Raw genomic sequence first — 22,580 nt, forward strand, 5'->3', positions numbered from 1 at the left:
TCCAGTTTTCAGATCAAGAAGTTGGTTGAGACATCAAGGGCCAGTCTTCCGGTACCAGTGCAGGCGGTTTGGTCCATGGCTGTTCAACCAGAGAATCTTGGAACCATTGGTCTCGAAGATTGGCATGTTCGGTCACGATGAGTTGGAAGCCAGGGACATCCTTCTGTGTGAAATTCAGCAATAGCTCGAACAAGCGACGGACTGCTGCCAGATCGGCATCTGCCTCCGTTTTCTGAACAGTTCCATCCGCTTCTTGGTAGACCTTCTCCGAAGGGAAATAGACTTGGGTTGGCTGGTCGATAAGCAGAAACTGAGGAATCGGGCAGTTATTCTTCGAGGCGAAAAGGTGCAGTGCCAGCAATGCCGAGAGGTGATAGGCTAGATGGTTCTCACCACCGCCGGTTCGGCTCATAGGAACCGGACGATCTGGGCGGTCGAAAACGATGGTGAGATGATTTAGGTCGAAGCGTGCAGGGAAGGCGCTGAACTCCGCCTCGAAAATCTGGATGTACCGAGACACCTGCGCAGAGATGTTGTTCAGAACTGAAGTTAATCGTTCGTGGCTGTCGTCGGCACCGACTTTTTTCTCAAGTTCTTCGACCTTGAACTTCAGGCGACGGTGCTCTGCCTCGCGCGCAATCAACTCCGCATTGGGAACAAAATTTTCCAAGAACAAGCTGATGCGACCGACAACCCGTGCCGCCGCATTGTTGCGCGTCCCCATTTGCGCAATCACTTCGTTGGCCGCGATCGCGGCAGACAATTCCGCTTCCTTATTCTTTATCGCATCCACGACCTCGCGTACCTTGTCATCCTGCTCGGCAAGGTACGCCTCTAATTTGGGGCGTTGGCCCGCGACAATGCTCATTTCTTTGTCGAGTGATGCCAGTTCTTTGAGGAGCACTTGTGCAACAGGGGACTCCAGAGCCAGGTTCGCTTCGCAGAATGGCCACTGCCATTCACCGGTATCAGGGTTCTTGGGGAGGGCCTTGATGGACGCGAGTCGATCTTTTTGCTCCAGCGCCTCACTTTCAAAGCCACCAGCTCGCTTAGAAAACTGGCGAGCGGCATCGACCTTAGATTGGGCCTCTCGCCGGTCCTTGCGCAACTGGCTAATCTCCTCTTCGAGCCGAGATATTCTTTGACCGTCGTCGTCGGGAACCGAGGCCGGCTTCCATTGCAGGGCTGTACGCAGGGCGTCGATCACGCCATCCGGTCCAGCCTGTTGATTCTCCGGTGTGATGATGCCAACCACCTTGGCCTCCGAGAAAAGGCTGATTCCTTTCTGCTGGGATGTATCGATGGCATCCCGAGCCTGTTCGAGGAGCTTTGCGTTGAGCTTCAGCTCTCGCTGCGCCGCGCGCAGCTTGGCTTCCAACTCGTACCGGTCATTGGAAGAAATGCTAAGAAGGATCGGCAATGTGTCGCGGATCGCCTGTGGCTGAAATGCTTCATTTTGACGATAAAAAAGTTGATCTTTGTTGGCGACAATGCCCTGCTTCTGGAATAAGTAGTAGTACGTGTGCTTGACGTTCGCGTCATAGCTTTCCCGGCTGTGTTCTATCGCAACATCGGTACGGTTCTCTGGGATGCCCAACAGCCGCGACAGCAGCGCGACCACCGCATCGTCATCGGTGTTGACCGCCAATTCCTTAAAGTCAGGGACTGCCAGTTGATTTCCCCTTCGCTGCATGGCGGTACTGCAGCTTGTACCACCAGCGTTTGGTGTGGGCTTTGCGATTAGCACCTGTTCCTGGGGGAACTGATAGATCACAGCGAACCACGCCACCTTGTCCCGAATGATGCCTTCCGGGACATTGAAGGTTGAACGCCCCATGCAGTATTCGATGATCTCGGAGAGCGCTGATTTTCCGGTGGAGGAACGACCGGTGATGACGTTCAGACCATCCACTTTGAATTGAAGATCTCGGCGCTGCCCGTCGTGACTGTAGATATGAATCGATTTGATTTTCATGGGCGTATTCCAAATGTTGTGTACACCGTCACGCGGTCTGCGATGCGCGCGAATTCTCTTCCAACAATGCGTGCGACGCGCTGGCAGGAGATGGACTCATCGGTCCCCGTCACGGATTTCCTCACGCGTTTCGGCACAGTCTTCAACCGGCCATCTTGCGACACGACGAAACATCCTCGCTCCATCAGCACGCCAAAAGCTTCGAGCGCAAACGGCAGCAGATCGCGGGCGCGGTCGGCGAAGCCAACCAGCAACTGAGGATTTTTTTCGACGATTTTCAGAAGATAGCTGCGAGAACTGCCCGCGATCACTTCGCGAGAGTCTTTCTGCAAACACAGCGGTAACACCAAAAGCGCAAGAGAGAACGGCATGCCATCCGGGTTCTCCTCCTCGTAGCCTTGCAATGCCCTGAATAGAACCAAGCCGCAGAACGCGGGATTGAAAAGATTCTTGACTTCAAATGGTCGTTGGTCCCATCTTTTCATTCTGCGGCCCCCAACAACTGGCCGACACGGTCAAGGAACCGTGGGTGCCAATAGACTCTTGGAAGCGGTCGGCTGTTGGCAAGAATATGAAATCCGCCGCGCACAACATAAGGCTCGGTCACACGCTCCCGAATGCGAAGTGCGCTGCTGTCACCACTTTCTAAATCAGCCCATCGATACAGCGCCTTGCCGGCTTCCAAGAGAACTGAATCCGCACTGTCCTCATCAAGTTCCTCGAAGACCACATCCCGGTAGCGACTCCATTCGTCAACAAGACGGTCTTCGTATTCTTCCATTTCTCCCGAAACAAGAAGGTTTTGGCGAGCCCAGGAAGACCGCTGCTCGAAAGCTCGGTAGTAATCCAATATGGCATTGCGAATGCGGTTGGAGGCAATACCAATTTCTCGCAGTTGGACAACAAACAGGCGCGGATCATTGTCTGCGTCGATTTCCCCTGCGGGCACCTTCCCTCTGAATGTGATTGGGAGGTTGTCCGATTTGTACTCCTCGGCAAATGCTGAAAGCTTGTCCGAGATTTCGTAGCCGAAGATTGCGTCTGTACGCTTTCCGACCAACAGATTGACGATGGTGTCATTCCACCAACCTTCGAGGCGCTCGAAGATGGCATCGCGGTTGTCACGCCGGATGCTGCGCATGTGCTGGTCTTTGATGATTGAAGGCACATCGTCGATGCGCGGTCCGCCATCAAATATCACGATGCGCGAAAGAAAATCATCCTTCTCGTCATCGTTGAGTTTATGGAATTCGGTGGAGATTTCACCGACGAGCTTCGATTGCGACTTGGCAAGGACATCGGCAGCAATCTGTGACAGGGACACAGCCTCATCATTTTCTGCCGGCGGTTCAAGCAGGAAGTGCCGTAAAAACGAAGTATCTGAAACAGTGCCGGTCGAAAATAGGAAGAAGCGGAGACTTGCTTCGCTTCGCCCGTCACGGTTATAGCGAGCCAGCCAGATTCGGACAGACTTCCAGAAGTCCGTAGACAGGTCTGTCAGACGATCACCAACTCCCTTGTGCTTGAGCGAGGCAAGTGTTTTGACGCCATCCTTGTCAAGGAAGTCAAGGTCGTCGTCTTTTTCAATTAAAACCGACGTGCTCTCTGGCAACTGCAAGAGCCTCAGCAGTGCAAAGCGAGGCTGATAGATGTATCCAAGACCTTGCTCGCCGGCGGAATACTGATCGGTGGAAGCCTCTCCCATGCCCTAGTCCCCATGTCCATCGTTATGCGACTGAGTAGTCGGACGTGACATGAAGGAATATGAGCTTGTACCAATTTTGATTGGCCTGCGTCGGTCGCATCCTCCTGATGCCAACTTCATTTCTACTCACTTTTCATCAATGGTAACAAATCGAACCCTGTATTGGGAGCTAATGAGGTAGTCAGGAGAGGACTCTTCGGACAAATTGTTGCATATGACGTCCCGGCGTTCCGCAGTCGGGCTCTTGGGCTACGCCCCATGCCTCGTACCGAGTCATGGCCATCCGGCTTTGATCCCTGACGCCTCCGGCCCTGCAGGCCTGCGCGCTGCGCTTGCCCATCCGTCGTCTCTGCGGGTGGTGGAGTGTGGGCGGTCTTGCTGTTCCCTTCACCGTATCACGGCGTTCTCGCCGTCAAGGGCTGCACGCGCCTTGCGCGCTTGCGTCCTGGCGGCCGTCGCCGACCCCCTGACTGCTTGCGCTGCGCCGTGCTGAAGCCGGTTCCGGGCAATTCCGCCCGAACAACCGGAGCACGATCATGTCGCAACTTTCTCTGTCTCTCGATTCCTCGCTGCTGGTGCGTGACGACCAGGGGCGCTATTTGCCGGCGACAGCCGACCAGATTCTGGAAGCAGCCCGGTACGTCATCGACCAGAAGATTCCGCGTGGGACGCTGTTCACTTCGCCGGCGCTGGTCAAAGACTACCTGCGCACCAAGCTGGCCAGCTTCGAGCACGAGGTCTTCGCTGCGCTGTTCCTCGACAGCCAGAACCGTCTGATCGAATACGTGGAGATGTTTCGCGGCATCATCGACCAAGCATCGGTGTATCCGCGCGAAGTCGTGAAAACGGCACTGCAACACAACGCAGCGGCTGTGATCTTTTCGCACAATCATCCGAGCGGAAATTCCGAACCAAGTCAGGCGGACAAGCTGCTGACCCAGCGCCTCAAGGAAGCCCTGGCGCTGGTGGACGTGCGCACGCTGGATCACATCGTCGTCGCCGGCGAGGCCACCACGTCATTCGCAGAGCGTGGCCTGCTCTGACCCAGGGGCTTCGGCCCCTTTTTTGCTGCGCCCGGCGGCGGAGCTCCGGCCATCCCGGGCCTGCGCGTGCTGCGCACTTGCCAAAGGCTGGTGTACGTAAGTGGTGGAATGAGGCGGTCTTGCTGTTCCCTTCACGGTATCACGGCGTTCGCGCCGTCAAGGGCTGCGCGTGCCAGCACGCTTGCGGCCCCTGGCCGTCCTTGACCCCTGACTGCTTGCGCTGCGCCGTGCTGGCGACGGTTCCGGGCAATTCCGCCCGAGCAACCGGAGATCGTCATGAACGACAAATCACACGTTTCGATGGAACAACACGTCTGCCTGGTCTGCGGCCTGGCTTTCGATACCGGCGCCATCCTGCTCGACAAGCGCCTTCGCGCGAGCATGGAGCGCCACACGACGACGGGCTGGGGCCTGTGCGCCGAGCACCAGAAGCTGGCCGACGATGGTTTCGTCGCGCTGGTCGAATGCGACCCGCAGCGCAGCGGCTCGCCGGGTGGCAGTCTGAAGCCCGAGCACACATATCGCACGGGCCGCTTGGCGCACCTGAAGCGCCATGTGTTCGCCAAGATGTTCAACGTGCCGATCGAGGCCAACCAGCCTTGCGTCTTCGTCGAGCCGGGCGTCATCGAACAGCTTGAGGCGATGGTGTCGCCGGTGGCGAGCTGATCGCGCGCTGACAACCTGGCGCGTCGTCCTCTCGGCGACGCGCCTTTTCTTTTGCTGCGCCCGATGCCGATGCCTTCGCGCCTGCGGCGCTGCGCGCTGCGCTTGCCTCCAGGGGAAAGCCCTGCGGCCTATCCCCGCCGCGCGGTGCTTGGCGCCCCTCAAAGGCCGCCGAACCGGCTACGCCGGATCGGCCAGAAACCAATCTCAGTTCCAGCAGCAGAACCAACCCATCAATGCCTTGTGCATGAGGGCTGTCCCGGGCGTGGTGTTCATCAAGCATCGAAGTCAGGGCGTCCCCGGCCAAGCAACATGGCCGGTCGCGCTGTCGTGCTTTGCATCGAGCCGCCTGCGGCCTCTCGCCCCATTCGGGCTTCCATCGTTCCCTCGCTCCGCTCGGCTGACGCCTCCGGCCCGGCTTCCAGATCCGGGCCTGCGCGCTTCGCTTGCCGTGCGGTCGGCACACAGGGATGGCCGTTGCCTTGTTCAGCCGTCTTTCCTGACTCCATCACCTTGTCCGCGACTGTAGCCCGCGTCCGTGTGCCGTCAAGGCGCGCAGGGCCGTGTCCTCGGCTGCGCCTGCGGGCCGCACCAACCCTGCGCTTGTCTCCTTGACGGCCCCCGTCCGCGCGCTCCTGACCGTCGCGGGCGATGAACTCAGGAAAGACAGTGGCAACGAGGCCAACCGGGTTCTTCGTGCCGACCGCACCGAACAGCCGAAAGGCTGGGCTCCGAATCTTGGAATCCGGTGTGCCGTGTGAACAGCAAACCCTTTTCGTCAGGAGAAAGACCATGCAACTAGCATCCCGTTTCGCTTCCCGTTCCCCGTCGCTGCGCAGCGATTACCCGCTGTCCGATGACCAGATTCGCCGCGTGGCCCCGTCCATCTTCGCGGACGCCCCGCATGAGAGCCGTTCCGAACGGTACAGCTACATCCCCACCGCTGCCGTGCTGACCGAGCTTCGCAAAGAAGGCTTCCAGCCTTTCATGGTGACGCAGACCCGCGTGCGCGATGAAGGCAAGCGCGAGCACACGAAACACATGCTGCGCCTGCGCCATGCCAGCCAGATCAACGGCGCGGAGGCCAATGAAATCGTGCTGCTGAACTCGCATGACGGCACCAGCAGCTATCAGATGCTGGCCGGCATGTTCCGCCTATGTCCAGCTCAACATAAGCGAAACTATGTCCGGCACCGAACTATGTCCCGACGTCTCCAGGTTCAGGCGAGTACTGAAGAGAGCCAGTGGACATAGCAGGGGACTCAGCGGCCGGTCGACGCATGGCATCATTTCTAGGATTCCATCCTTCTTACTGCACACGACCATGCTCCACCCCAGCCAATTCGGGCTCCATAGCACCTGGATCGCTTTCCAACTGAACGACCAGCCAATCTCGACGCAGTCAGACGGCGACTTCAACCTGATTGCCCTCATGGATGCGGCGAGTTGCTTCATTCTTGGTACTGCATCTATTTCCGCAAGCGTTGGCGAGCCATCACAGTTGGATGCCAAGCACCTGCTAAAGGATGGGCAATCGCGCGCGACCCAATGGCCTCTGCGGCTTATCGTTCCTACGACCCTGGTCGCCGGCAACCTGCTGAAAGAGGCGGAACTCCATGGCGTCAGGATCGAGCATGTTCCGGAGGCGGCCCTTGAAGCACTCATCGGCGAAGCAAGGCAATCGTTCAAGGAGTACTTCAAGGGCCAACCTGCCGGGTGATGGTCACAGCCCCTTGAGGAATGCCAGCAGCGAGTCATCTGGCCGATAGCGCCCCGGCTTTCCGCCAGGTGGTGCCGTCATGGCAAGCATCCGCTCCTTCAACTCCAAGTCGGCATCGAGGTAGATTTGGGTCGTCTCGATCGACGCGTGCCCAAGCCAAAGCGCGATCACCGACTGTTCTACACCGGCTTGCAGTAAATCCATCGCCGTCGTGTGTCGCAGAACATGTGGAGACACTCGCTTGTGCTTGAGTGATGGACAACTCTGCACGGCGGTCGCCACATTCTTGGTCAGCAGGTAATGCACACCGTGAGCACTCAATGCTCCTCCGTGAGCATTGGGGAACACCGGCTGATCCACCGAGAGGACGGGCTCGCGCAGCCATGCCGCCATCACCGCACGGGTCGCTTTGCTCAGCGGCGTGCAGCGTTCCTTACGTCCCTTGCCGATTACCCGCACATGAGACCCTGTGCCAAGGTGCACATCATCTCGTAGAAGCCCCGTCAACTCCGACAATCGCAGACCAGTTTGCACTGCCAGCAGCATCAGCGCGTGATCACGGCGGCCAGACCAGTGCTGCTGATCTGGGGCGGCCAGCAGAGCATCGACTTCCGAGCGATTCAGGAAGGGAACCAGTGCACGATCGAATTTCTTCGCAGGTATGGCTAGAGCGTGTTCACAGTAGCCAGATATAGGTGCATGCCAGATGCAAGAATGCATTGAAGCGGTTGGCGAGCTTGTCGTAACGTGTGGCGAGTCGGCGAAATTGCTTGAGCCGATTGAAGAATCGCTCGACCAGGTTACGCGCCTTGTAGCGCTCTCGGTCGAACTCACGCGGCGTGGGGCGATTGCTGCGGGGTGGAATGACGGCCTCAGCGCCCATGCGGGCGATGGTGTCGACAAACGCGTTGCTGTCGTATCCCTTGTCGGCGACCACTGCGTCGGTAACCAAGGCATCGACCAGTGCGGGGCCTTGCGTAATGTCGGCCACCTGACCACCGGTGAGGATCAGGCGCAGCGGATTACCCAGGGCATCCACGCACGCATGGATCTTGGTGGTCAGTCCGCCACGCGACCGACCGATCGCCTGATCGCCACCGTTTTTTTTGATGCGCCCGCTGAGTGCTGGTGCGCACGTACCACTGTCGAGTCGATGAAGAGCTCTTCCAGGTCTGCTTCTCCTCGGAGGGCCTCGGCCACTCGCGACCAAACCCCATTGGCTTCCCATCGTGCAAAGCGCACATACACAGAGTGCCAGTTGCCAAACTTCGGCGGCAAATCACGCCAGGGGTTGCCTACCCGGGCGGTGTATAGCACCGCCTCAACAAATAAACGGTTATCCACGGCACGCCCTCCCTTGTCCGTGGGCTTCCCTGGCAACAACTCCGAAATCCGCGCCCACTGTGCATCGCTCAACATGTCCCGATCCATTGCTTACGTCCAAATTCCAGGATGTAAACACAAATCCGATACTGTGAACAGACCCTAGTACACGCTCAATCTGTGCTGCATGATCTGGCGCTTCATAGGAGGCGAAGCGGAAGAAGGAATGCACTGCTGTCAACCGAAGGTTGCGCGTTCGCGCCGTGACGCCCCGGGTTGACTCCAGGTCATCGAGAAAGGCTGCGATCAGCGGGGCATCCATGTCTGCCAGCGCAATCGACGATGGCGGCTTGTGCAGTTGCTTGTGGGCGTACTGCAGCAGCATTTTGAAGGTATCACGGTACGAAGCAATCGTATGAGCGCTGGCCTGACGCTGTTGCATAAGGCGTTGTGTGAAAAATCGCTCCAGCAATGCAGCAAAGTGGGTTGAGGGCTTCATGCTGCATCCTTCCAGCGCCGCTCCATCCGTGACATGGCTTGGTCCATCAACTCTGGCCATGCACTCAGATACCAGTATGTATCCTGCACGCGAACGTGACCGAGATAGGTAGACAGCACCGGCAGCAGGCGCGCAGCGTCCTGTCCTGCCTGATACCACCGAGTGAGCGTGATGACTGCAAAGCGATGCCGTAAATCATGGAAGCGTGGTCCTTGGCTGGCATGAGCGCCACGCAAGCCGACCTGACGCGACAGCGCGTAGAAGGTCCGATACAAATGGCCTCGGTCGAGTCGCTTGCCCACGCCGTTGACGAAAACATGCGCGGAAATCGCCGGCCCGAAGAACGCCTCACGTCGACGCAGGTAGTCAGCCAGAACCTTGACGGTGGATGCATGCAGCGGCACGATTCGTGTTTGATCCCTCTTGGCCCCTCGGATCGTCAACAAAGCTTGGTCGAGATCCACATCGGCGACATGCAGGTTCAACGCTTCTGAAATTCGCAGGCCGGTTGTGCTCAGCAGGCCAATCAGACAGTAAAACACCCAGGGGCGCACTGGCGTCGAATGCCGGTTCGTGGGCAGTTTCAATGCGGCGTCCATCAGCCGGGATATTTCTTGTTCTGAATACAGGTATGGGTGTGCCCGAGTAGAACGATGGGGAAGTAACCCTGACGCTGGAATCTCTGTGCGCGTATCCGCGGCTCGGCGATAGCGTGCAAAGCCACGAACAAAGCCAAGTCGCTTGGCCCATTCGGCGGGCCGTCCCGATGTGGCATGTTGCGCCCATGTCAGCGCCAGTTCAGTTGTAATGCACGCGCTGCCTTGTTCCTCCAGGTAGGCAACGAAGCGTGGGAGTTGCCGGCCAGCGTCTTCAAGCTTGAAGCCCAGGCTTCGCCGGAGTTGTAGATATTCGGCCAATGCCTCACGCAGGGTGTTCATGATGCACCTCCGGGCCACGGCAATGCGAGGCCACGCAAGACATCGATATCGACTTTGGCGTAAATCGACGTAGCCATCGGGCTTCGGTGACGCAGTACTTCGCCAATTTCCGGCAACGAGGCACCGCGTTTGAGCATGCGCACAGCCAGTGCATAGCGGAACTGGTGCGACCCCTTGTGAGGCGCATTAATACCGGCTCGTCTCAAAGCGTTGCACACAAGCGACCCAATGCTGTCCGAGCCATGCCGAAACCCCTTGATTGGAGCGCGGGTGCGCAGGAATACATGCCGGTCATCGCTTTGTGGCCGACCACGCTGCAAATACATGGCGATGGCTTCTCCCACATCTGCAGGCATTGGCATCAAGCACACTCGACCGTTCTTGCCGCGAATGCTCAGGCGGCTCGTGTCCCAGTCAATGTCTTCCAGAAGCAAAGCGAGAACCTCGCCGCCACGCAGGCCCAATCGGCTCAGCAGCAATAAGACGGCGCGATCGCGAAGACCCATAGACGTACTGGTGTCGCAACTGTCGATAACGCTACGCGCATGCTCCGGGGAAATGGCCCTGGGCAGTGGTGGTGTGGTGCTCCATGCAGCTACAGCGGGTACCGCGTTGACCAATGCTGCGCTGGTCTCGCCGCGATACTGGGCATAGCGAAGGAAGGCGCGTAGTGCCGTGATGACCGACTTCAGGGATTTCGGACGCAATTGGCGCGATTGGTTGCGAATGAAGTCAATGACGTTGGCAGCGCTCAAGTTCCCGAGATCTACTTCGCCTGTACCGAAGCGATGAATGAGGAAATCTCGAGTCCTTGAACGGTAGTAGTCGACCGTGGTTGTGGCGAGTCCTTTGTCGTGCAGCAGGAATCGCTCAAAGCTAGCTACAAGATCGTCAGCCGAGGTGGTTGCGGTCGGTGGAGGAGTACAAAGGCCTTGCTCGCGCAGGTAGCGAAGCAAATGGCGAAGTGCAGAAGTCTCATGGATCCGAGGCTCTGCTTTGCAGTCACTACGCGGTTGGTAGCTTCTGCGATGGAATTGGTCGATATGCGTATCGCTGACGCCTACCAGGGCAATGTCATGTTTAGCAAGCCAGGCATCGAACGCTACGGCATGCCAAGACTTCACTCGCAAACTGATGGCCGTGTATTGCTGGTCGACCAGTGAAGTGACAAATGCTTCGAGGTACGGCGACAGTGGTCCGGTTGCACTCCGGGCGAGCTCAATCGCACCTTCGCAGGTTGGTTCCATGTTGATCTCCTTGTGAGCGGAATGCCCAGTAAGGAGATTGCTATGTCCAGCAGATTTGACCAACGCACAGATCACGTTTGTGTGATGGAGTCACGCTGGACATAGCTCGGCTCTGGACATAGTTCCGCTTATGTTGAGCTGGACATAGGCGGAAGAACCCATTGGGCATCTACGTCAACGGACTGTCGTGGAGCCGCGAACTCGATGCCGCCGAAGGAGCCAAACCATGAACCCGTCTTTTCGCTTTTACGCTTTCGTGTTGATGCTTGCAGCCTCTGTACTGTCGTTGCAGGGCTGCGCTACGAAGGGCACGCCGCCGCCGACCATCTCGCTCGATGAGCCGGTGCAGGCCCTACCGCTGCCCGAACCGCCCAAGCCGGTCGAAGTGGTCGAGGTGCCGAAGGTGCTCCCTATGCCGGCGCAGATGAAACCTCTGCCCGAGAGCATTGAGGCCAAGACGGCACCTGAACCCGCCAATGAAAAGCTGCGGGTCTCGCGTGCCAACGCCGAGGCGCGCATTGCGCCCACGCGCGAGGGCTACGTCAACGCCATCCAGGTCTGGCCGTTCACCGATGGCGCGCTGTATCAGGTCTATGCGGCGCCGGGGCGGGTGACGGTGATCTCTCTCCAACCCGGCGAGGAGCTGGTCACGGTTGCCGCCGGCGACACGGTGCGCTGGATCGTTGGCGACACCTCCAGCGGCGCCGGTGATGCGCTGCACGTCAGCGTGCTGGTCAAGCCGATCCGCTCGGGTCTCAAGACCAATCTGGTCGTCACCACCAGTCGGCGCACCTACCTGATCGAGCTGACCTCGACCGAACGCGCCTGGATGGCATCGGTGTCGTGGGAATACCCGAAGGATCGGATGCTGGCCCTGCAACGCCAGGCACAGGCCGCGCAGGCGACCGCCCCAGTTGATACCGGCCTGTCGTTGGAGAAGATTCGCTTCCGCTATGCCATCAGCGGCAGCACGCCGCCGTGGAAACCGCTACGCGCCTTCGATGACGGTGAGAAGGTGTATATCCAGTTCCCACCGGGCATCGCCCAAGGCGAGCTGCCGCCGCTGTTCGTGATCGGCGCGCAGGGCGACGGGCAACTGGTGAACTACCGTTTCCGCGCACCGTACTACATCGTTGATCGGCTGTTCGGCGCGGCCGAGCTGCGCCTGGGCGGTGGAAAGGGAAGCGAGGGGGGCGAAGTGGTGCGCATCGAGCGCACGGATGGCGTGGCGCGGGGGAACTGAACATGAGCCAGGACGACACTCCCGACCTTGCCACGCCACAGGCGGGCAAGGTAGCCCCTGAGGCGGTGGCGCTACGCGCCCAGCCGCGCCCGGTGACGCGCTTGAATAGGCGCACGTTGGCGGTCTTGGCCGGCGGCCTCGCCGTCGCGGTGTTGGGCGCAACCATGTGGTCGCTGCAACCGCGCAAGCGCAGTGCAAGCGAACAGGCTGAGCTTTACAACGTGGATCGCGTGTCGCGCTCGGAAGGTCTGGACCAGCTTCCGACCGATTACTCCAAGCTGCCGCGGGTCTTGCCTCCCCAAGTACCCGCGCTGGGGCCGCCGTTGCCGGGCGACTTGGGGCCAGCCATCGTGAAGTCGCAGCAGCCTGTAGCACCCACCTACACGCCGCCCGGCCACGTTCCAGCAAATGCCGAGCACGACGCACAGCGCAAGGAAGCGGAGGCCGCAGCGGGCGCATCGGTGTTCTTCCGTTCGAGCAACCAGCGCGCCGCTGCCGCGCCGACGCAGGGGGCCACAGCCAGTCCGGCGCCCGGCCTTGCGGGCTTCGATCCCATGGCTGCCGGGCCAACTTCAACAGCAGCGCAGCCGGCCGATCCGACCGCCGTGCAGAACCGGCAGGACCAGAAAGAGGCGTTCCTGAAAGCCGGTTCCACGGAAACCCGTAATTCCGGGAATCTGAAAATGCCAGCTTCGCCGTACCAGGTCATGGCCGGCACGGTAATCGCGGGCGCGCTGGTTACGGGCATCAAATCCGATCTGCCCGGCGACGTGATCGCCACCGTGACAGAGCCGGTCTATGACATGGCCACCGGCAAGTTTGTACTGATTCCGCAGGGTTCGCGCATCCTCGGCCGCTACAACAGCCAGGTGAGCTATGGGCAGAGCCGAGTACAGGTGGTATGGAACCGGATCATCCTGCCCGACACGTCTTCGCTGATGCTGGACAACCTGGCGGGTGCCGACCCGGCTGGCAACTCTGGTCTGGAGGATGGTGTCGATTGGCATTGGGATCGCATCTTCGCGGGTGCTGCGCTGACGACGCTGCTGGGTGTCGGTGCAGAGCTGGCTGCACCGGAGAACCGCCAGAACGGCGACCGCGTCATCAATGCCGGGCGCAACAGCTTGCAAGACAGCGTGAACCAGGTCGGCCAAGAGATGACCCGACGCAACCTCAACATCCAGCCCACATTGACGGAGCGGCCTGGCCTGCCGGTCCGCATCATCGTCAATCGGGATCTGGTGCTTCGGCCCTATCAGCCGCTGTTTTTCAACCGGGGGATTTCACGATGAGTACCACGCGCAAGCTGCGGCTGGGGCCGCTGCCCAAGACCGAGAGCGTCAAGCTGACCTTCACGTGCCCGACCAACCTCAAGGCCGACCTCGACCGCTATGCTGCGTTGCACGCACAGACCTATGGCGAGACGGTCGATGCAGCGGCGCTGATCCCGCACATGCTAGAGGTATTCATGGCAGGAGATCGAGGATTCAAGAAACCCACGACTATCCGGCTAAAGCACAAAGAGCCTGCAGCGAACTGAAAGCCGCTCCCCGAAGGAAGCGGCTTGAATTGGTGCCCGAGGCCGGAATCGAACCGGCACGCCTTGCGGCGAGGGATTTTCTTCCCACTTCGGCTTTCGCCGCCAGCGCACATGCGCTGTTCGTGGGCTGGAGCACGCCTTCACCATAGCCTTGCGGCCGTAGGTGCCCGCCGTCTGCTCTCTACACCTTCCCAGGCGTTGGGCCTGGGCTTGGCTCGGCGTTGGCTCGGATGCCGGGGCATCCAGGGCTTTCGCCGACTTTGACGGGCTTCACTTCGGACGTTTCCCCCCGAAGGCTCAAATTGTTTAAGTCCCTTGTGTCTACCGATTTCACCACTCGGGCATTGCACTATGCTCTGGAGCCTACAACTCTTTCTGCTGGCTCCTGCTTGGCTCCTGAGCATCAAGCCGAGCCGTGAAGCTACGCCTTGAATGCTCGCAACCCGTTGTCACTATTGACCTTCCGCCCTGATGGTACAAATAGAAATGGCTTGACAAAACAGATTTTAAGTCCGCTGTGTTTACCAATTTCACCACCCGGGCGCTCGCGCGTAGGGGCGAATTGTAACGGTGTAGCGGCGCCGACGCAGGAGTTCAGCGCTTCTGACTACGCCGGGCGGTCATCGCCCGGCTGAGCGTCTCGATGTCCTGCGCGTGCAACAGGCGGCGGGAAACGCTCAGCAGTTCCCGGTTCTCCCGTTCGATGTGGGTGCGATAGCGGGATGCCAGGCACGCTACCGAGGCACCGTCCAGCGCCGCGCCGGTGCCCTCGGCAATCGGCAGCAACTGCTCGCGGACGGCGCTCCAGGCCTCGAACATGGCGGCATGGTCGGCCAGCAGCCCCTCCACCAGGGCGGACACCATGGCGCTCTCCGCCCCGGCGGCGCGTTGCAGCATGGGGAAAAGATCAGATTCCTCGTCCTCGTGGTGATGCTGACCGGCGGTGTCGAAATAGCGGATGATGGCGCGGGCGGCCTGGCTGGCCTGCCGGTCGGCGCCATGAACGGGAAGATGGGCCAGCAACCGTTCCAGCGTTTTCAACTGGGCCTCGATGCGGCCATGGCAGGCCTCCAGCATTTCCAGCGGCTCGTCCAACGCCGGCGCCGTCGGCAACAAGGAATCACTCATCACAACACTCCAATCAGAAAACCGCGCGGATCCTTGAGGATCGCGACCGAGACGATGTAGCCCGCCGTCGCCAGCGCCGCGATCCAGCCCGCGAGGCGAACCGGTGGCGTGCGGCCGAAGCGGAACGCCACCAGGCCGAGGCCGATGTAGGCGAGCAAGCCGACGACCTTTGCCGTCACCCAGCCGACCACGAAGGGATACTGCCCCGACAGCACCACCATCGCCACCGCCGCCGACAGCAACACCGTGTCGTTGAGGTCGACCGCGCGCCGCAACGTCCGGCTCTTGAACCAGGGCGAGGCGCGGAACATCAACACGCCGCGCGTGAAGAAGCCGCTGATGCTGAGTACGGCGCAGATCGAATGTACTTGCTTGAGGAGTAGGTAGCTGTTCATTGCCGGTGATCGATGGAAGGCAGCAGCCGGCGCCAAGCGGGCATCAAGCCCGGGGCGAGGCGGTCGGACGGGGATGGAACTCGATGCTGGAGAAAGGGGACCGCGTGGTCAGCAGATCCTGGAGGGTGCGCTCGTCCAGGCACGCCAGGAAAGCCTGCTGCGCTTCCTGCAGCACCATCTTGAGCTTGCACACCTTGAACAGCTGGCAATCCTCGACGTAGTCGTCCGCCAGGCATTCCATCACGTCCAGCGTTTCCTCGGTGTGGCGCACGACATCGCCCAGGTTGATGTCCTGCGGGGCGCGGGCGAGCTTCAAGCCCCCACCTTTGCCGCGCAGCGTCGTCACATAGCCCAGCCGCCCCAGGTGCTGGACGATCTTCATCAGGTGACTGTGGGAAATGTCATAGCTGGCGGATATCTCGCCGATGGTCGCCAGCTCGTCGCCGCGATAGGCGAGGTAGGTGAGGACGCGCAGCGCGTAATCGGTGAAGCGGGTGAGTTGCATGAGCAGGATTCCATGGGAACTGCGACGACTTGCCGCAGTATAAATCAAACGCCCATAACATTCATTTCTGTTGAATGTTATAAAAGAGTCATATAAGATGCATGTTCAAGAGCGCTCTCGGACCTTAATCGACAACCGCGTTAATTGGAGATCGGAAACATGCATCGAACGCACCGTTTATGGCGCTGGCTGGCCATCGTCTGCCTGCTGTCATTTGCCGCCCTGGGCTGGATAGGCCGGGAGATTTATCTCGCGGCCCCCCCCATCCCGCAACAAGTCGTCAGCCAAAGCGGCGACGTGCTCTTCTCCGCCGGCCAGGTCCAGCGCGGCCAGGAAGCCTGGCTTTCCGCCGGTGGGCAACAAGTGGGCAGCGTCTGGGGTCACGGCAGCTATATCGCTCCCGACTGGTCCGCCGACTGGCTGCACCGCGAAGCCACCACGCTGCGGGAACTGCTGGCGCAGAAGCGCTACGGGCAGCCGTTCGCGCAGCTTTCCATCGGCCAGCAAGCGGAAATCGGCGCGACGCTGAAGGCCGAGATGCGGCGCAATACCTATGACCCGACGACCGGAACGATCGCCGTCTCCGCCGAGCGCGCCCAGGCGATCCGCGACACCGCGGCCCACTACAGCGGCCTTTTCGGCGACGATCCGGCGCTCGACTCGCTGCGCAAGCAATACGCGATGATGACCGCGTCGCTGCGGGATGCGCAGGATCTGAGCGCGCTGCCGGCGTTCTTCTTCTGGTCGGCCTGGTCCGCGGCCACCGACCGTCCGGGCGAGACGGATCTTTCCTACACCAGCAACTGGCCCCACGAGCCCCTGATCGACAACCGGCCGACCACCGGCAACGGCATCTGGTCGATCGCCAGCGTCGTGCTGCTGATCGCCGGTGTCGCGCTGATGGTCTGGTTCCACAGCGCGCAGAGGGAGGAGGCCGAGCCGACGCCGCCCAAGGCCGATCCGCTGTTCAGTCTCCAGACGACACCCTCGATGCGGGCGACGCGCAAATACTTCTACGTCGTGATCGGCCTGATTCTGGCCCAGGTCGGCATGGGCGTCATTTCGGCCCACTATGCTGTCGAGGGACAGAGCTTCTTCGGCATTCCGCTCGGCGACATCCTGCCGTTCTCGGTGAGCCGCACGATCCACACCCAATTCGGCGTGCTCTGGATCGCCACCGCCTGGCTCGCCACCGGCCTCTATATCTCGCCGGTGCTGTCGGGCCACGAGCCGAAGCTCCAGAAACTGGGCGTCGATGCGCTGTTCTGGGCGCTGATCCTGATCGTCGTCGGCTCGACCGCTTTCGGCTGGCTGGGAACGCTGCAGCGCAATGGCGTCGACTTCGCCTTCTGGCTGGGCAATCAGGGGCTCGAATTCACCAGCATGGGACGCCTGTGGCAGATCCTGCTGTTCGTCGGCCTGATGTTCTGGCTGCTGCTGATGGGGCGCGCCCTGATGCCGGCGCTGAAGCGCCCCTCGGAAAGCCGCGGGCTCATCGCCATGGTGTTCCTCTCGGCCTCGTGCATCGGCCTGTTCTATGCGACTTCGCTCGTATGGGGGCAGCGCACCCACTATTCGATGATCGAGTACTGGCGCTGGTGGCTGGTGCATCTGTGGGTGGAGGGCTTCTTCGAGGTTTTCGCCACCGCCGTGGTCGCCCTGCTGTTCACGCGCCTGGGCCTGATCCGCGCCGCAACCGCGAACAGCGCGATCGTGCTGGAGACCATCGTTTTCCTCTTCGGCGGCATCCTCGGCACGCTGCACCACCTTTATTTCACCGGCACGCCGACCTCGGTGATCGCGGTCGGCGCGATGTTCTCGGCCCTGGAAGTGGTACCGCTCGCCCTCATCGGCCTCGAAGGCTACCGCAACTTCCGGCACATGAAGGCGGCGCCCTGGGTGGCCGCCTACAAGTGGCCGATCCTGTGCTTCGTTTCCGTCGGCCTGTGGAACACGGTCGGCGCCGGCCTCCTGGGCTTCTCGATCAATCCGCCGATCTCGCTGTACTACGTGCAGGGCCTCAACATGACGGCGGCCCACGGCCACGCCGCGCTGTTCGGGGTGTATGGGATGCTCGGCATCGGTCTGATGCTGTTCTGCCTGCGCGGATTGTCGCCACACGGCGTATGGGCGGACAACCTGCTCAAGCCCGCCTTCTGGATGCTCAACATCGGGCTGGCGATGATGGTGTTCCTCTCGCTGGTGCCGGCCGGCCTGTACCAGGCCTGGGCCAGCGTGGCTCACGGCCTGTGGTACGCGCGCTCGCCGGAGGTGGTCCACTCCTGGGTCATGGAATCGCTGGTCTGGATGCGGGTGCCGGGTGACATCGTGTTCGCGGTCGGCTGTCTGTATCTCGCCGGCTTCGCGCTCAAGCTGCGGCGAGGCAACGCCAGAACCGGGCCGGTGCCGATCCCGGTCGCCGAAAAGGCCTGACCGCGCCAGGGGCTCCGCAACAGCGGAGCCCTTTTTCTTCACGGTCTCCCATTCGTCGTCGTATCTTCTGATTGCCCTTCCCACGCTGACACCGACGACAAAATGCACCCATCTCCCCTAAAAGCGACCCAGTGCGCTATATTGTCGCAGATCAAAAAAAACGAGATGTGCATGAAAGAGAAGCTGGATATTTCAGGGATTCTCTCCCATCTGCCGCTATTTCAGGCACTGTCGCCGGAGCAGCTGTCAGCGCTCACCGAAGGTACCCGCGAGACCCGTCTCGCGAAAGGGGAGTTGCTGTTTCAGAAAGGCGATTCGACGAAAGGTTTCTTTGTCGTCATCTACGGCCAGATAAAGCTTGCACTACCCTCCGCCCAAGGCGCGGAGAAAGTGGTTGAAATCCTGGGGCCGAACCAGAGTTTCGGCGAAGCGGTGATGTTCCTAGACAAACCCTATCCGGTGCACGCGGAAGCCCTGGGCGACATGCTGCTGCTGCACATCTCGAAGCAGACCGTGGAGGATCTGCTGGAACGGGACCCGACCTTCTCACGGAAGATGCTGGCCGGCATGTCGCAGCGTCTCCATTCCCTGATCGCCGACGTGGAGTCGTATTCGTTGCGCTCCAGCACTCAGCGGGTCATCGGCCACTTGCTGCAGAAGTGCCCGGACGACTGCGGCGACGGCCAGAAAATCGAAATCGAACTACCCACCTCGAAACAGGTGATCGCTTCACGCCTCAACCTGACACCCGAAACCCTGTCGCGCATTTTTCACGACCTGTCCTCTTCGGGCATCATTTCGGTGCAGGGCAAGAAGATCACAGTCCATTGCGCTCAGCGTCTGCGCGCGTTCGACCTATAGTCTCCATGGTCGCCCGATAGATCCGCAGCGCCCCCAGCAGATTCCATCCCAGCCAGGCGGAAGACAGGGCGAAGACGAGGCCCGCCAACCTGGCCAGCGACGGCAGCCAGAGCGCGATCGTCAGCAGGCCAAGCGCCGTCAGATGGGCGAAGAATTGTTTCCTGGCGCGGCCATCCGGCAATATCTCCTTCATGTTGGGCGGAGTGGTGGCGAACGGCCCGCGACGCTGGATATGTACCCAGCACAGAAAGGGAACGATCTTGTAGAGCATGCCGCTCACGGTGGATAGCAAGACACCGATCAGCATCCAAAGCCCCAGCAGCAGATCGATTCTCGTCTCCGCCTGCCACCAGCCGAAGTATTCGCGCGCCGACCAGAGCAGCACTTCGGCCAATATCGCCAGCGCCGCCAAACGGAAAAAGGCAAAGGTCGTATCGGTCAACTTGCGCCGACGCTTGGCCTGCAGACTCAGGGTGAGGAAGGCGAACGCGGCGACCAGCGCGAATCCGGCCAGCGCCGCGATGGCGGGAACCAGGCTCCAGCCCATGATCCTGGTGGACCACAGTCCGGCCACCAGGAACATTGCCGGAGCGAAGCCTCTTTCAAACCATCGCGGGTACGCCGGCGTCATCTGGAACATCGGCACCACGACTGTCGCCACACTCCCCAGCAAGGCCATGCACCAGGCACCCAGCGCCCAGGTCAAATGCGTGTTGGTGACCCGCGTGTAGGGAAACGGGCTGCCGCTGGCAATCGCGCTGGCCAGCAGGGCGCCCAGCGCGACGGTCACCCCCAGGGCGAACAGCGGCCAGGCGAAGGCCGAATGAAGCGTGCTCCTGGTCGGCGCCCGCTTCAAGGCGAGCAGAATGGTGGCGATGAAGCAACTCAGGGCCACGATGAACGCGCCCGCGGCGATCAGGAACAGAGCGGGGACCGACTCCAGAAACGCCGTCGCCAGCACCACGGTGGCCAGGGTCAGGAGCGGATGGACGATGCTCGCGACCACTCGCGGATGGGCGATGTTGGCGCCGGTGACCACCGGAATGAACTGAAAGCAGGCCCCCACCATCACCTGCAACAGAACGCCGGTGCCCACCAGATGGGTCAGGGCAAGCAGCCCCGGCGCCCAGCGCGACGCAAATACCTGCCCCCCCAGAACCGCCAGCATCACGCCCGCCGCCACGCCGAACAGGCAGGCGGTCAGAAAGAATCTTGCCGGGACCGAAAAAGGGGGTGCCTGATCAAACGACAGCAGACTCGCCATCAGGCCCGCCGAATGTGAACTTCATTGCTGCCGTCCGGCCGCCAGTTTTCCGTCCAGACATAGCCATTGCGCTGCAATATCTGGTACAGCGGCCTGGGCTGGCAATTCAGCAGGACGACCACCTCGTCGCCGTCCGGCATCGCGTCCAGTGCATTCAACGTCAGTTCCAACGGCTCCGGCGCTTCCAGGTTGCGTCCATCGATAACCTGCACGGCCATGATCTTCCTCAAGAGTACGTCAATCGACCTCGTGTCCGATGGGCCAACTATGCGTTGGCGATGCCCTGCGCCAGGCGTTGGGGCAAGTCATCCATCGCGGCAAGGCGTTGGTCGCACATGGAATAGAGGATGTTTTCCTCTTTGAAGTTATGCTGTTGCATCAGGATCAGCAAGGTCTCGCAGGCGCCGCCGAACGGCTCCGCCTGGCGCGATTGCAAGGCCGCGGCCATTTGTTCGACCAGCGCGCGCATTTGCCCATGCTCCTGACGCATCACCTGGGTAGGGCCGCTGGTCATGCCCGTGGCCGACTCGAATGCCGGGAACAGCGTCTGCTCCTCGGTGGAGAAGTGATTCTCGAGTTCCGATCTGAAGCCTTCGAAGGCGCGCTCGCAGCGCGGCCAGTCATTCGAACTGGCGGCCTCTTCAGCCTCGGCGAACAACTCGTCGCAGTGCCGGTGATGGTTCCGTAAGGGCTCGGTAAGTGACATGGCGGTATTGATCAGACAAATAGTGGGGTGGCGGCGATTCTGCGCAGCACCTCCGCACAGCGTCCTTGACGATCGTCAAGATCGAGCGCGTTTTTTGCAACGGGGTGTTTCAGGGCAGGGCGATCCGCTGATCCTTGCTGAACTGATAGTCGCGGAACACCTGCTCCGCCGTCGGCAACTGATAGCTGCCATCGGCCAGACGATGAGTCGTGTCTTTCAGACGGTAAGTATAGTGACCGCAGGTCCAGCAATCGAAGTTGCGCATGTGGGTGCACAAGCAGGTCTTTTCCATCACCGAGACCCGCTTGGCGTCGGGATGCGCGAGCACCTGCCGATTGTAGGCATCGATATAGGAGCAGTGGCCGGAACCATCCAGCAGGTAGCCGAAGGCCTCGCAATTCGGCCTGATGCCGCTGCCGATCGCCGGACTGCTCTTCAACATGCGCATCGGATAGCCGGTGGGCGAGATCGTATTGACCTCGATATCGGCCTCCTCCGCCTTCAGGTACTCCTGCTTCACCTTGTCGGGCAGGCCGCATTCAGCCACGATGGTGAATCGCGTCGCCACTTGCACGGCCGCGGCGCCCTTGTCGAGGAAGGCGGCCGCGTCCGAACCGGTGAAAATCCCACCGGCGGGGATCAGGGGGATATTCAACTGCTCGGCCCGCAAATAGGCCTGTATTTCGTCCACGATGGTGTGCAGATCGTATTTCTGCCAGTCGTCCGCGCCAAAGCCCAGATGCCCTCCGGCCAGCGGACCTTCCACCACGACAAAATCCGGCGGTCGGTTCAGCCTGGCGTTCTTGCGCAGGAAAAGCTGCAGGGCGCGCAGCGAGGAGACGATGATGCCGAGCTTGGCGTCACGGAAGCGCGGATGGTCCTCGATCAGTGCGAAGGACCCCAGGTGCAGGCCGGCGGACAAGGTGATGCCGTCGATTCCCGCGTCCAGCGCCGAACTCAAGCGAACGCGCAAGGTCTCCCGGGGCGCATTCATGGTCAGCTTTTCCATGCAGTTGATGAAGATCATCCCGTCACCGCGCTTTGCCTCCATGGCGCGGCTGACGTGCATGCGTGTCGCTTCCGCCAACTGGCCGAGGTCGAACTTGACCACGGACTTGTCGGAGTTCTCCACGTTGAACTTGTAGAGTTTCAGCTTTTCCTTGACGTAGCGGGTGTTGAAGCGACGATCGGAAATCGTCGGCACCATGGCATCGGAAATGTGCCCCACACCGCCAAGACGGGCGACCTCCAGCGCCAGATCGGCATTGGAAATGTCCACCCCCATTCCGCCCAGCACGATCGGCACCAGCTCCCGCTTGCCGAAGCGCAGGCGAAAATCATCCACGCAATTCATTACAATCCTCTCACCCGCCGACGACCGACGGTGGGCTG

Annotated in this window: 22 protein-coding genes and 3 pseudogenes; 10 read left to right on the forward strand and 15 right to left on the reverse strand. The window is 60.6% G+C overall.

Annotation, left to right across the window (positions count from 1 at the left end; translation table 11 throughout):
* Window positions 1-13: 13 nt before the first annotated feature.
* From B9N43_RS07120 to B9N43_RS07130, 3 genes are read right to left on the reverse strand one after another with little or no spacing between them, the layout of a single operon-like run.
* Window positions 14-1,975: a DUF3732 domain-containing protein gene (locus B9N43_RS07120; protein ID WP_145841604.1), complete on the reverse strand. Its 1,962-nt coding sequence runs from the start codon at window positions 1,973-1,975 to the stop codon at window positions 14-16.
* A complete protein-coding gene (locus B9N43_RS07125; protein ID WP_145841605.1) occupies window positions 1,972-2,460 on the reverse strand; it encodes a three component ABC system middle component in 489 nt (162 codons plus the stop codon). Before B9N43_RS07125 ends, B9N43_RS07120 begins: the two co-directional genes overlap by 4 nt.
* Window positions 2,457-3,680 carry an ABC-three component system protein gene (locus B9N43_RS07130; protein ID WP_145841606.1) on the reverse strand — a complete coding sequence of 408 codons (1,224 nt, stop codon included), beginning with the start codon at window positions 3,678-3,680 and terminating at the stop codon, window positions 2,457-2,459. The genes B9N43_RS07125 and B9N43_RS07130 overlap by 4 nt, the downstream gene beginning before the upstream one ends.
* A 536-nt stretch (window positions 3,681-4,216) precedes the next feature.
* Here B9N43_RS07130 and B9N43_RS07135 point away from each other — a divergent pair.
* From B9N43_RS07135 to B9N43_RS07160, 4 genes and pseudogenes are all read left to right on the forward strand, one after another.
* Entirely contained in the window at window positions 4,217-4,723 is a 507-nt protein-coding gene (locus B9N43_RS07135; protein ID WP_145841607.1) for a RadC family protein, read from the forward strand.
* A gap of 276 nt (window positions 4,724-4,999) precedes the next feature.
* Window positions 5,000-5,389: an ATPase gene (locus tag B9N43_RS07140; RefSeq protein ID WP_145841608.1), complete on the forward strand. Its 390-nt coding sequence runs from the start codon at window positions 5,000-5,002 to the stop codon at window positions 5,387-5,389.
* Between the two features lie 789 nt (window positions 5,390-6,178).
* Window positions 6,179-6,541 (forward strand): annotated as a pseudogene (locus B9N43_RS07155) (DUF932 domain-containing protein); the annotation flags it as partial.
* Window positions 6,542-6,710: 169 nt separating this feature from the next.
* Window positions 6,711-7,106 carry a hypothetical protein gene (locus B9N43_RS07160; protein ID WP_145841610.1) on the forward strand — a complete coding sequence of 132 codons (396 nt, stop codon included), beginning with the start codon at window positions 6,711-6,713 and terminating at the stop codon, window positions 7,104-7,106.
* A gap of 3 nt (window positions 7,107-7,109) precedes the next feature.
* Here B9N43_RS07160 and B9N43_RS07165 read toward each other — a convergent pair whose 3' ends face one another.
* The 5 genes and pseudogenes from B9N43_RS07165 to B9N43_RS07185 form a co-directional block, all read right to left on the reverse strand.
* Window positions 7,110-7,826 carry a tyrosine-type recombinase/integrase gene (locus tag B9N43_RS07165; RefSeq protein WP_261379412.1) on the reverse strand — a complete coding sequence of 239 codons (717 nt, stop codon included), beginning with the start codon at window positions 7,824-7,826 and terminating at the stop codon, window positions 7,110-7,112.
* Window positions 7,783-8,537 (reverse strand): annotated as a pseudogene (locus B9N43_RS07170) (IS5 family transposase). The gene B9N43_RS07165 and the pseudogene B9N43_RS07170 overlap by 44 nt, the downstream one beginning before the upstream one ends.
* Window positions 8,443-8,928, reverse strand: coding sequence for a site-specific integrase (locus tag B9N43_RS07175; protein WP_261379413.1), 486 nt, complete (start codon window positions 8,926-8,928; stop codon window positions 8,443-8,445). Before B9N43_RS07175 ends, B9N43_RS07170 begins: the two are co-directional and overlap by 95 nt.
* Window positions 8,925-9,866 (reverse strand): tyrosine-type recombinase/integrase, encoded by a 942-nt coding sequence (locus B9N43_RS07180; protein WP_145841611.1) that lies wholly within the window; start codon window positions 9,864-9,866, stop codon window positions 8,925-8,927. The genes B9N43_RS07175 and B9N43_RS07180 overlap by 4 nt, the downstream gene beginning before the upstream one ends.
* On the reverse strand, window positions 9,863-11,113 hold the full coding sequence (locus B9N43_RS07185) for a tyrosine-type recombinase/integrase (protein ID WP_145841612.1): 1,251 nt from the start codon (window positions 11,111-11,113) through the stop codon (window positions 9,863-9,865). The genes B9N43_RS07180 and B9N43_RS07185 overlap by 4 nt, the downstream gene beginning before the upstream one ends.
* A gap of 149 nt (window positions 11,114-11,262) precedes the next feature.
* On the opposite strand from B9N43_RS07185, the pseudogene B9N43_RS07190 reads away from it, so the two are divergent.
* The 4 genes and pseudogenes from B9N43_RS07190 to B9N43_RS07205 all read left to right on the forward strand — a co-directional run.
* Window positions 11,263-11,343: pseudogene (locus tag B9N43_RS07190) on the forward strand (conjugal transfer protein TrbF); the annotation flags it as partial.
* Complete coding sequence (gene trbG, locus B9N43_RS07195) at window positions 11,340-12,356, forward strand: P-type conjugative transfer protein TrbG (RefSeq protein WP_145841613.1); 1,017 nt, start codon at window positions 11,340-11,342, stop codon at window positions 12,354-12,356. The pseudogene B9N43_RS07190 and the gene trbG, both read left to right, overlap by 4 nt.
* A gap of 2 nt (window positions 12,357-12,358) precedes the next feature.
* Window positions 12,359-13,648, forward strand: coding sequence for a TrbI/VirB10 family protein (locus B9N43_RS07200; protein ID WP_145841614.1), 1,290 nt, complete (start codon window positions 12,359-12,361; stop codon window positions 13,646-13,648).
* Entirely contained in the window at window positions 13,645-13,896 is a 252-nt protein-coding gene (locus B9N43_RS07205; RefSeq protein WP_145841615.1) for a DUF2274 domain-containing protein, read from the forward strand. The genes B9N43_RS07200 and B9N43_RS07205 overlap by 4 nt, the downstream gene beginning before the upstream one ends.
* Before the next feature lie 594 nt (window positions 13,897-14,490).
* On the opposite strand, the gene B9N43_RS07210 is transcribed toward B9N43_RS07205, so the two are convergent.
* Genes B9N43_RS07210 through B9N43_RS07220 form a run of 3 tightly spaced genes read right to left on the reverse strand, consistent with a single transcriptional unit; the run spans window position 14,491 to window position 15,924 of the window.
* Window positions 14,491-15,024, reverse strand: a complete 534-nt coding sequence (locus B9N43_RS07210) for a hemerythrin domain-containing protein (protein WP_145841616.1) — start codon at window positions 15,022-15,024, stop codon at window positions 14,491-14,493.
* Complete coding sequence (locus B9N43_RS07215; RefSeq protein WP_145841617.1) at window positions 15,024-15,419, reverse strand: SirB2 family protein; 396 nt, start codon at window positions 15,417-15,419, stop codon at window positions 15,024-15,026. Before B9N43_RS07215 ends, B9N43_RS07210 begins: the two co-directional genes overlap by 1 nt.
* A 43-nt stretch (window positions 15,420-15,462) precedes the next feature.
* Complete coding sequence (locus B9N43_RS07220) at window positions 15,463-15,924, reverse strand: RrF2 family transcriptional regulator (RefSeq protein ID WP_145841618.1); 462 nt, start codon at window positions 15,922-15,924, stop codon at window positions 15,463-15,465.
* 159 nt (window positions 15,925-16,083) lie between these two features.
* On the opposite strand from B9N43_RS07220, the gene B9N43_RS07225 reads away from it, so the two are divergent.
* Both B9N43_RS07225 and B9N43_RS07230 read left to right on the forward strand, forming a co-directional pair.
* On the forward strand, window positions 16,084-18,357 hold the full coding sequence (locus tag B9N43_RS07225) for a nitric-oxide reductase large subunit (RefSeq protein WP_145841619.1): 2,274 nt from the start codon (window positions 16,084-16,086) through the stop codon (window positions 18,355-18,357).
* A gap of 171 nt (window positions 18,358-18,528) precedes the next feature.
* The gene (locus B9N43_RS07230; protein ID WP_186454022.1) at window positions 18,529-19,218 is read left to right on the forward strand and encodes a Crp/Fnr family transcriptional regulator; all 690 of its coding nucleotides are present in this window, start codon (window positions 18,529-18,531) and stop codon (window positions 19,216-19,218) included.
* On the opposite strand, the gene B9N43_RS07235 is transcribed toward B9N43_RS07230, so the two are convergent.
* The 4 genes from B9N43_RS07235 to B9N43_RS07250 form a co-directional block, all read right to left on the reverse strand.
* Complete coding sequence (locus tag B9N43_RS07235; RefSeq protein ID WP_145841620.1) at window positions 19,175-20,482, reverse strand: hypothetical protein; 1,308 nt, start codon at window positions 20,480-20,482, stop codon at window positions 19,175-19,177. The two genes, B9N43_RS07230 and B9N43_RS07235, sit on opposite strands and share 44 nt — an antisense overlap.
* Complete coding sequence (locus B9N43_RS07240) at window positions 20,482-20,700, reverse strand: DUF2249 domain-containing protein (protein ID WP_145841621.1); 219 nt, start codon at window positions 20,698-20,700, stop codon at window positions 20,482-20,484. Before B9N43_RS07240 ends, B9N43_RS07235 begins: the two co-directional genes overlap by 1 nt.
* A 47-nt stretch (window positions 20,701-20,747) precedes the next feature.
* The gene (locus B9N43_RS07245) at window positions 20,748-21,188 is read right to left on the reverse strand and encodes a hemerythrin domain-containing protein (RefSeq protein WP_145841622.1); all 441 of its coding nucleotides are present in this window, start codon (window positions 21,186-21,188) and stop codon (window positions 20,748-20,750) included.
* Window positions 21,189-21,297: 109 nt separating this feature from the next.
* Window positions 21,298-22,542, reverse strand: coding sequence for a nitronate monooxygenase (locus tag B9N43_RS07250; protein ID WP_145841623.1), 1,245 nt, complete (start codon window positions 22,540-22,542; stop codon window positions 21,298-21,300).
* Window positions 22,543-22,580: the final 38 nt, after the last annotated feature.

Origin of the sequence: Denitratisoma sp. DHT3 (genome assembly GCF_007833355.1) — a bacterium.
In the GTDB taxonomy this organism is placed as follows: Bacteria; Pseudomonadota; Gammaproteobacteria; order Burkholderiales; family Rhodocyclaceae; genus Denitratisoma.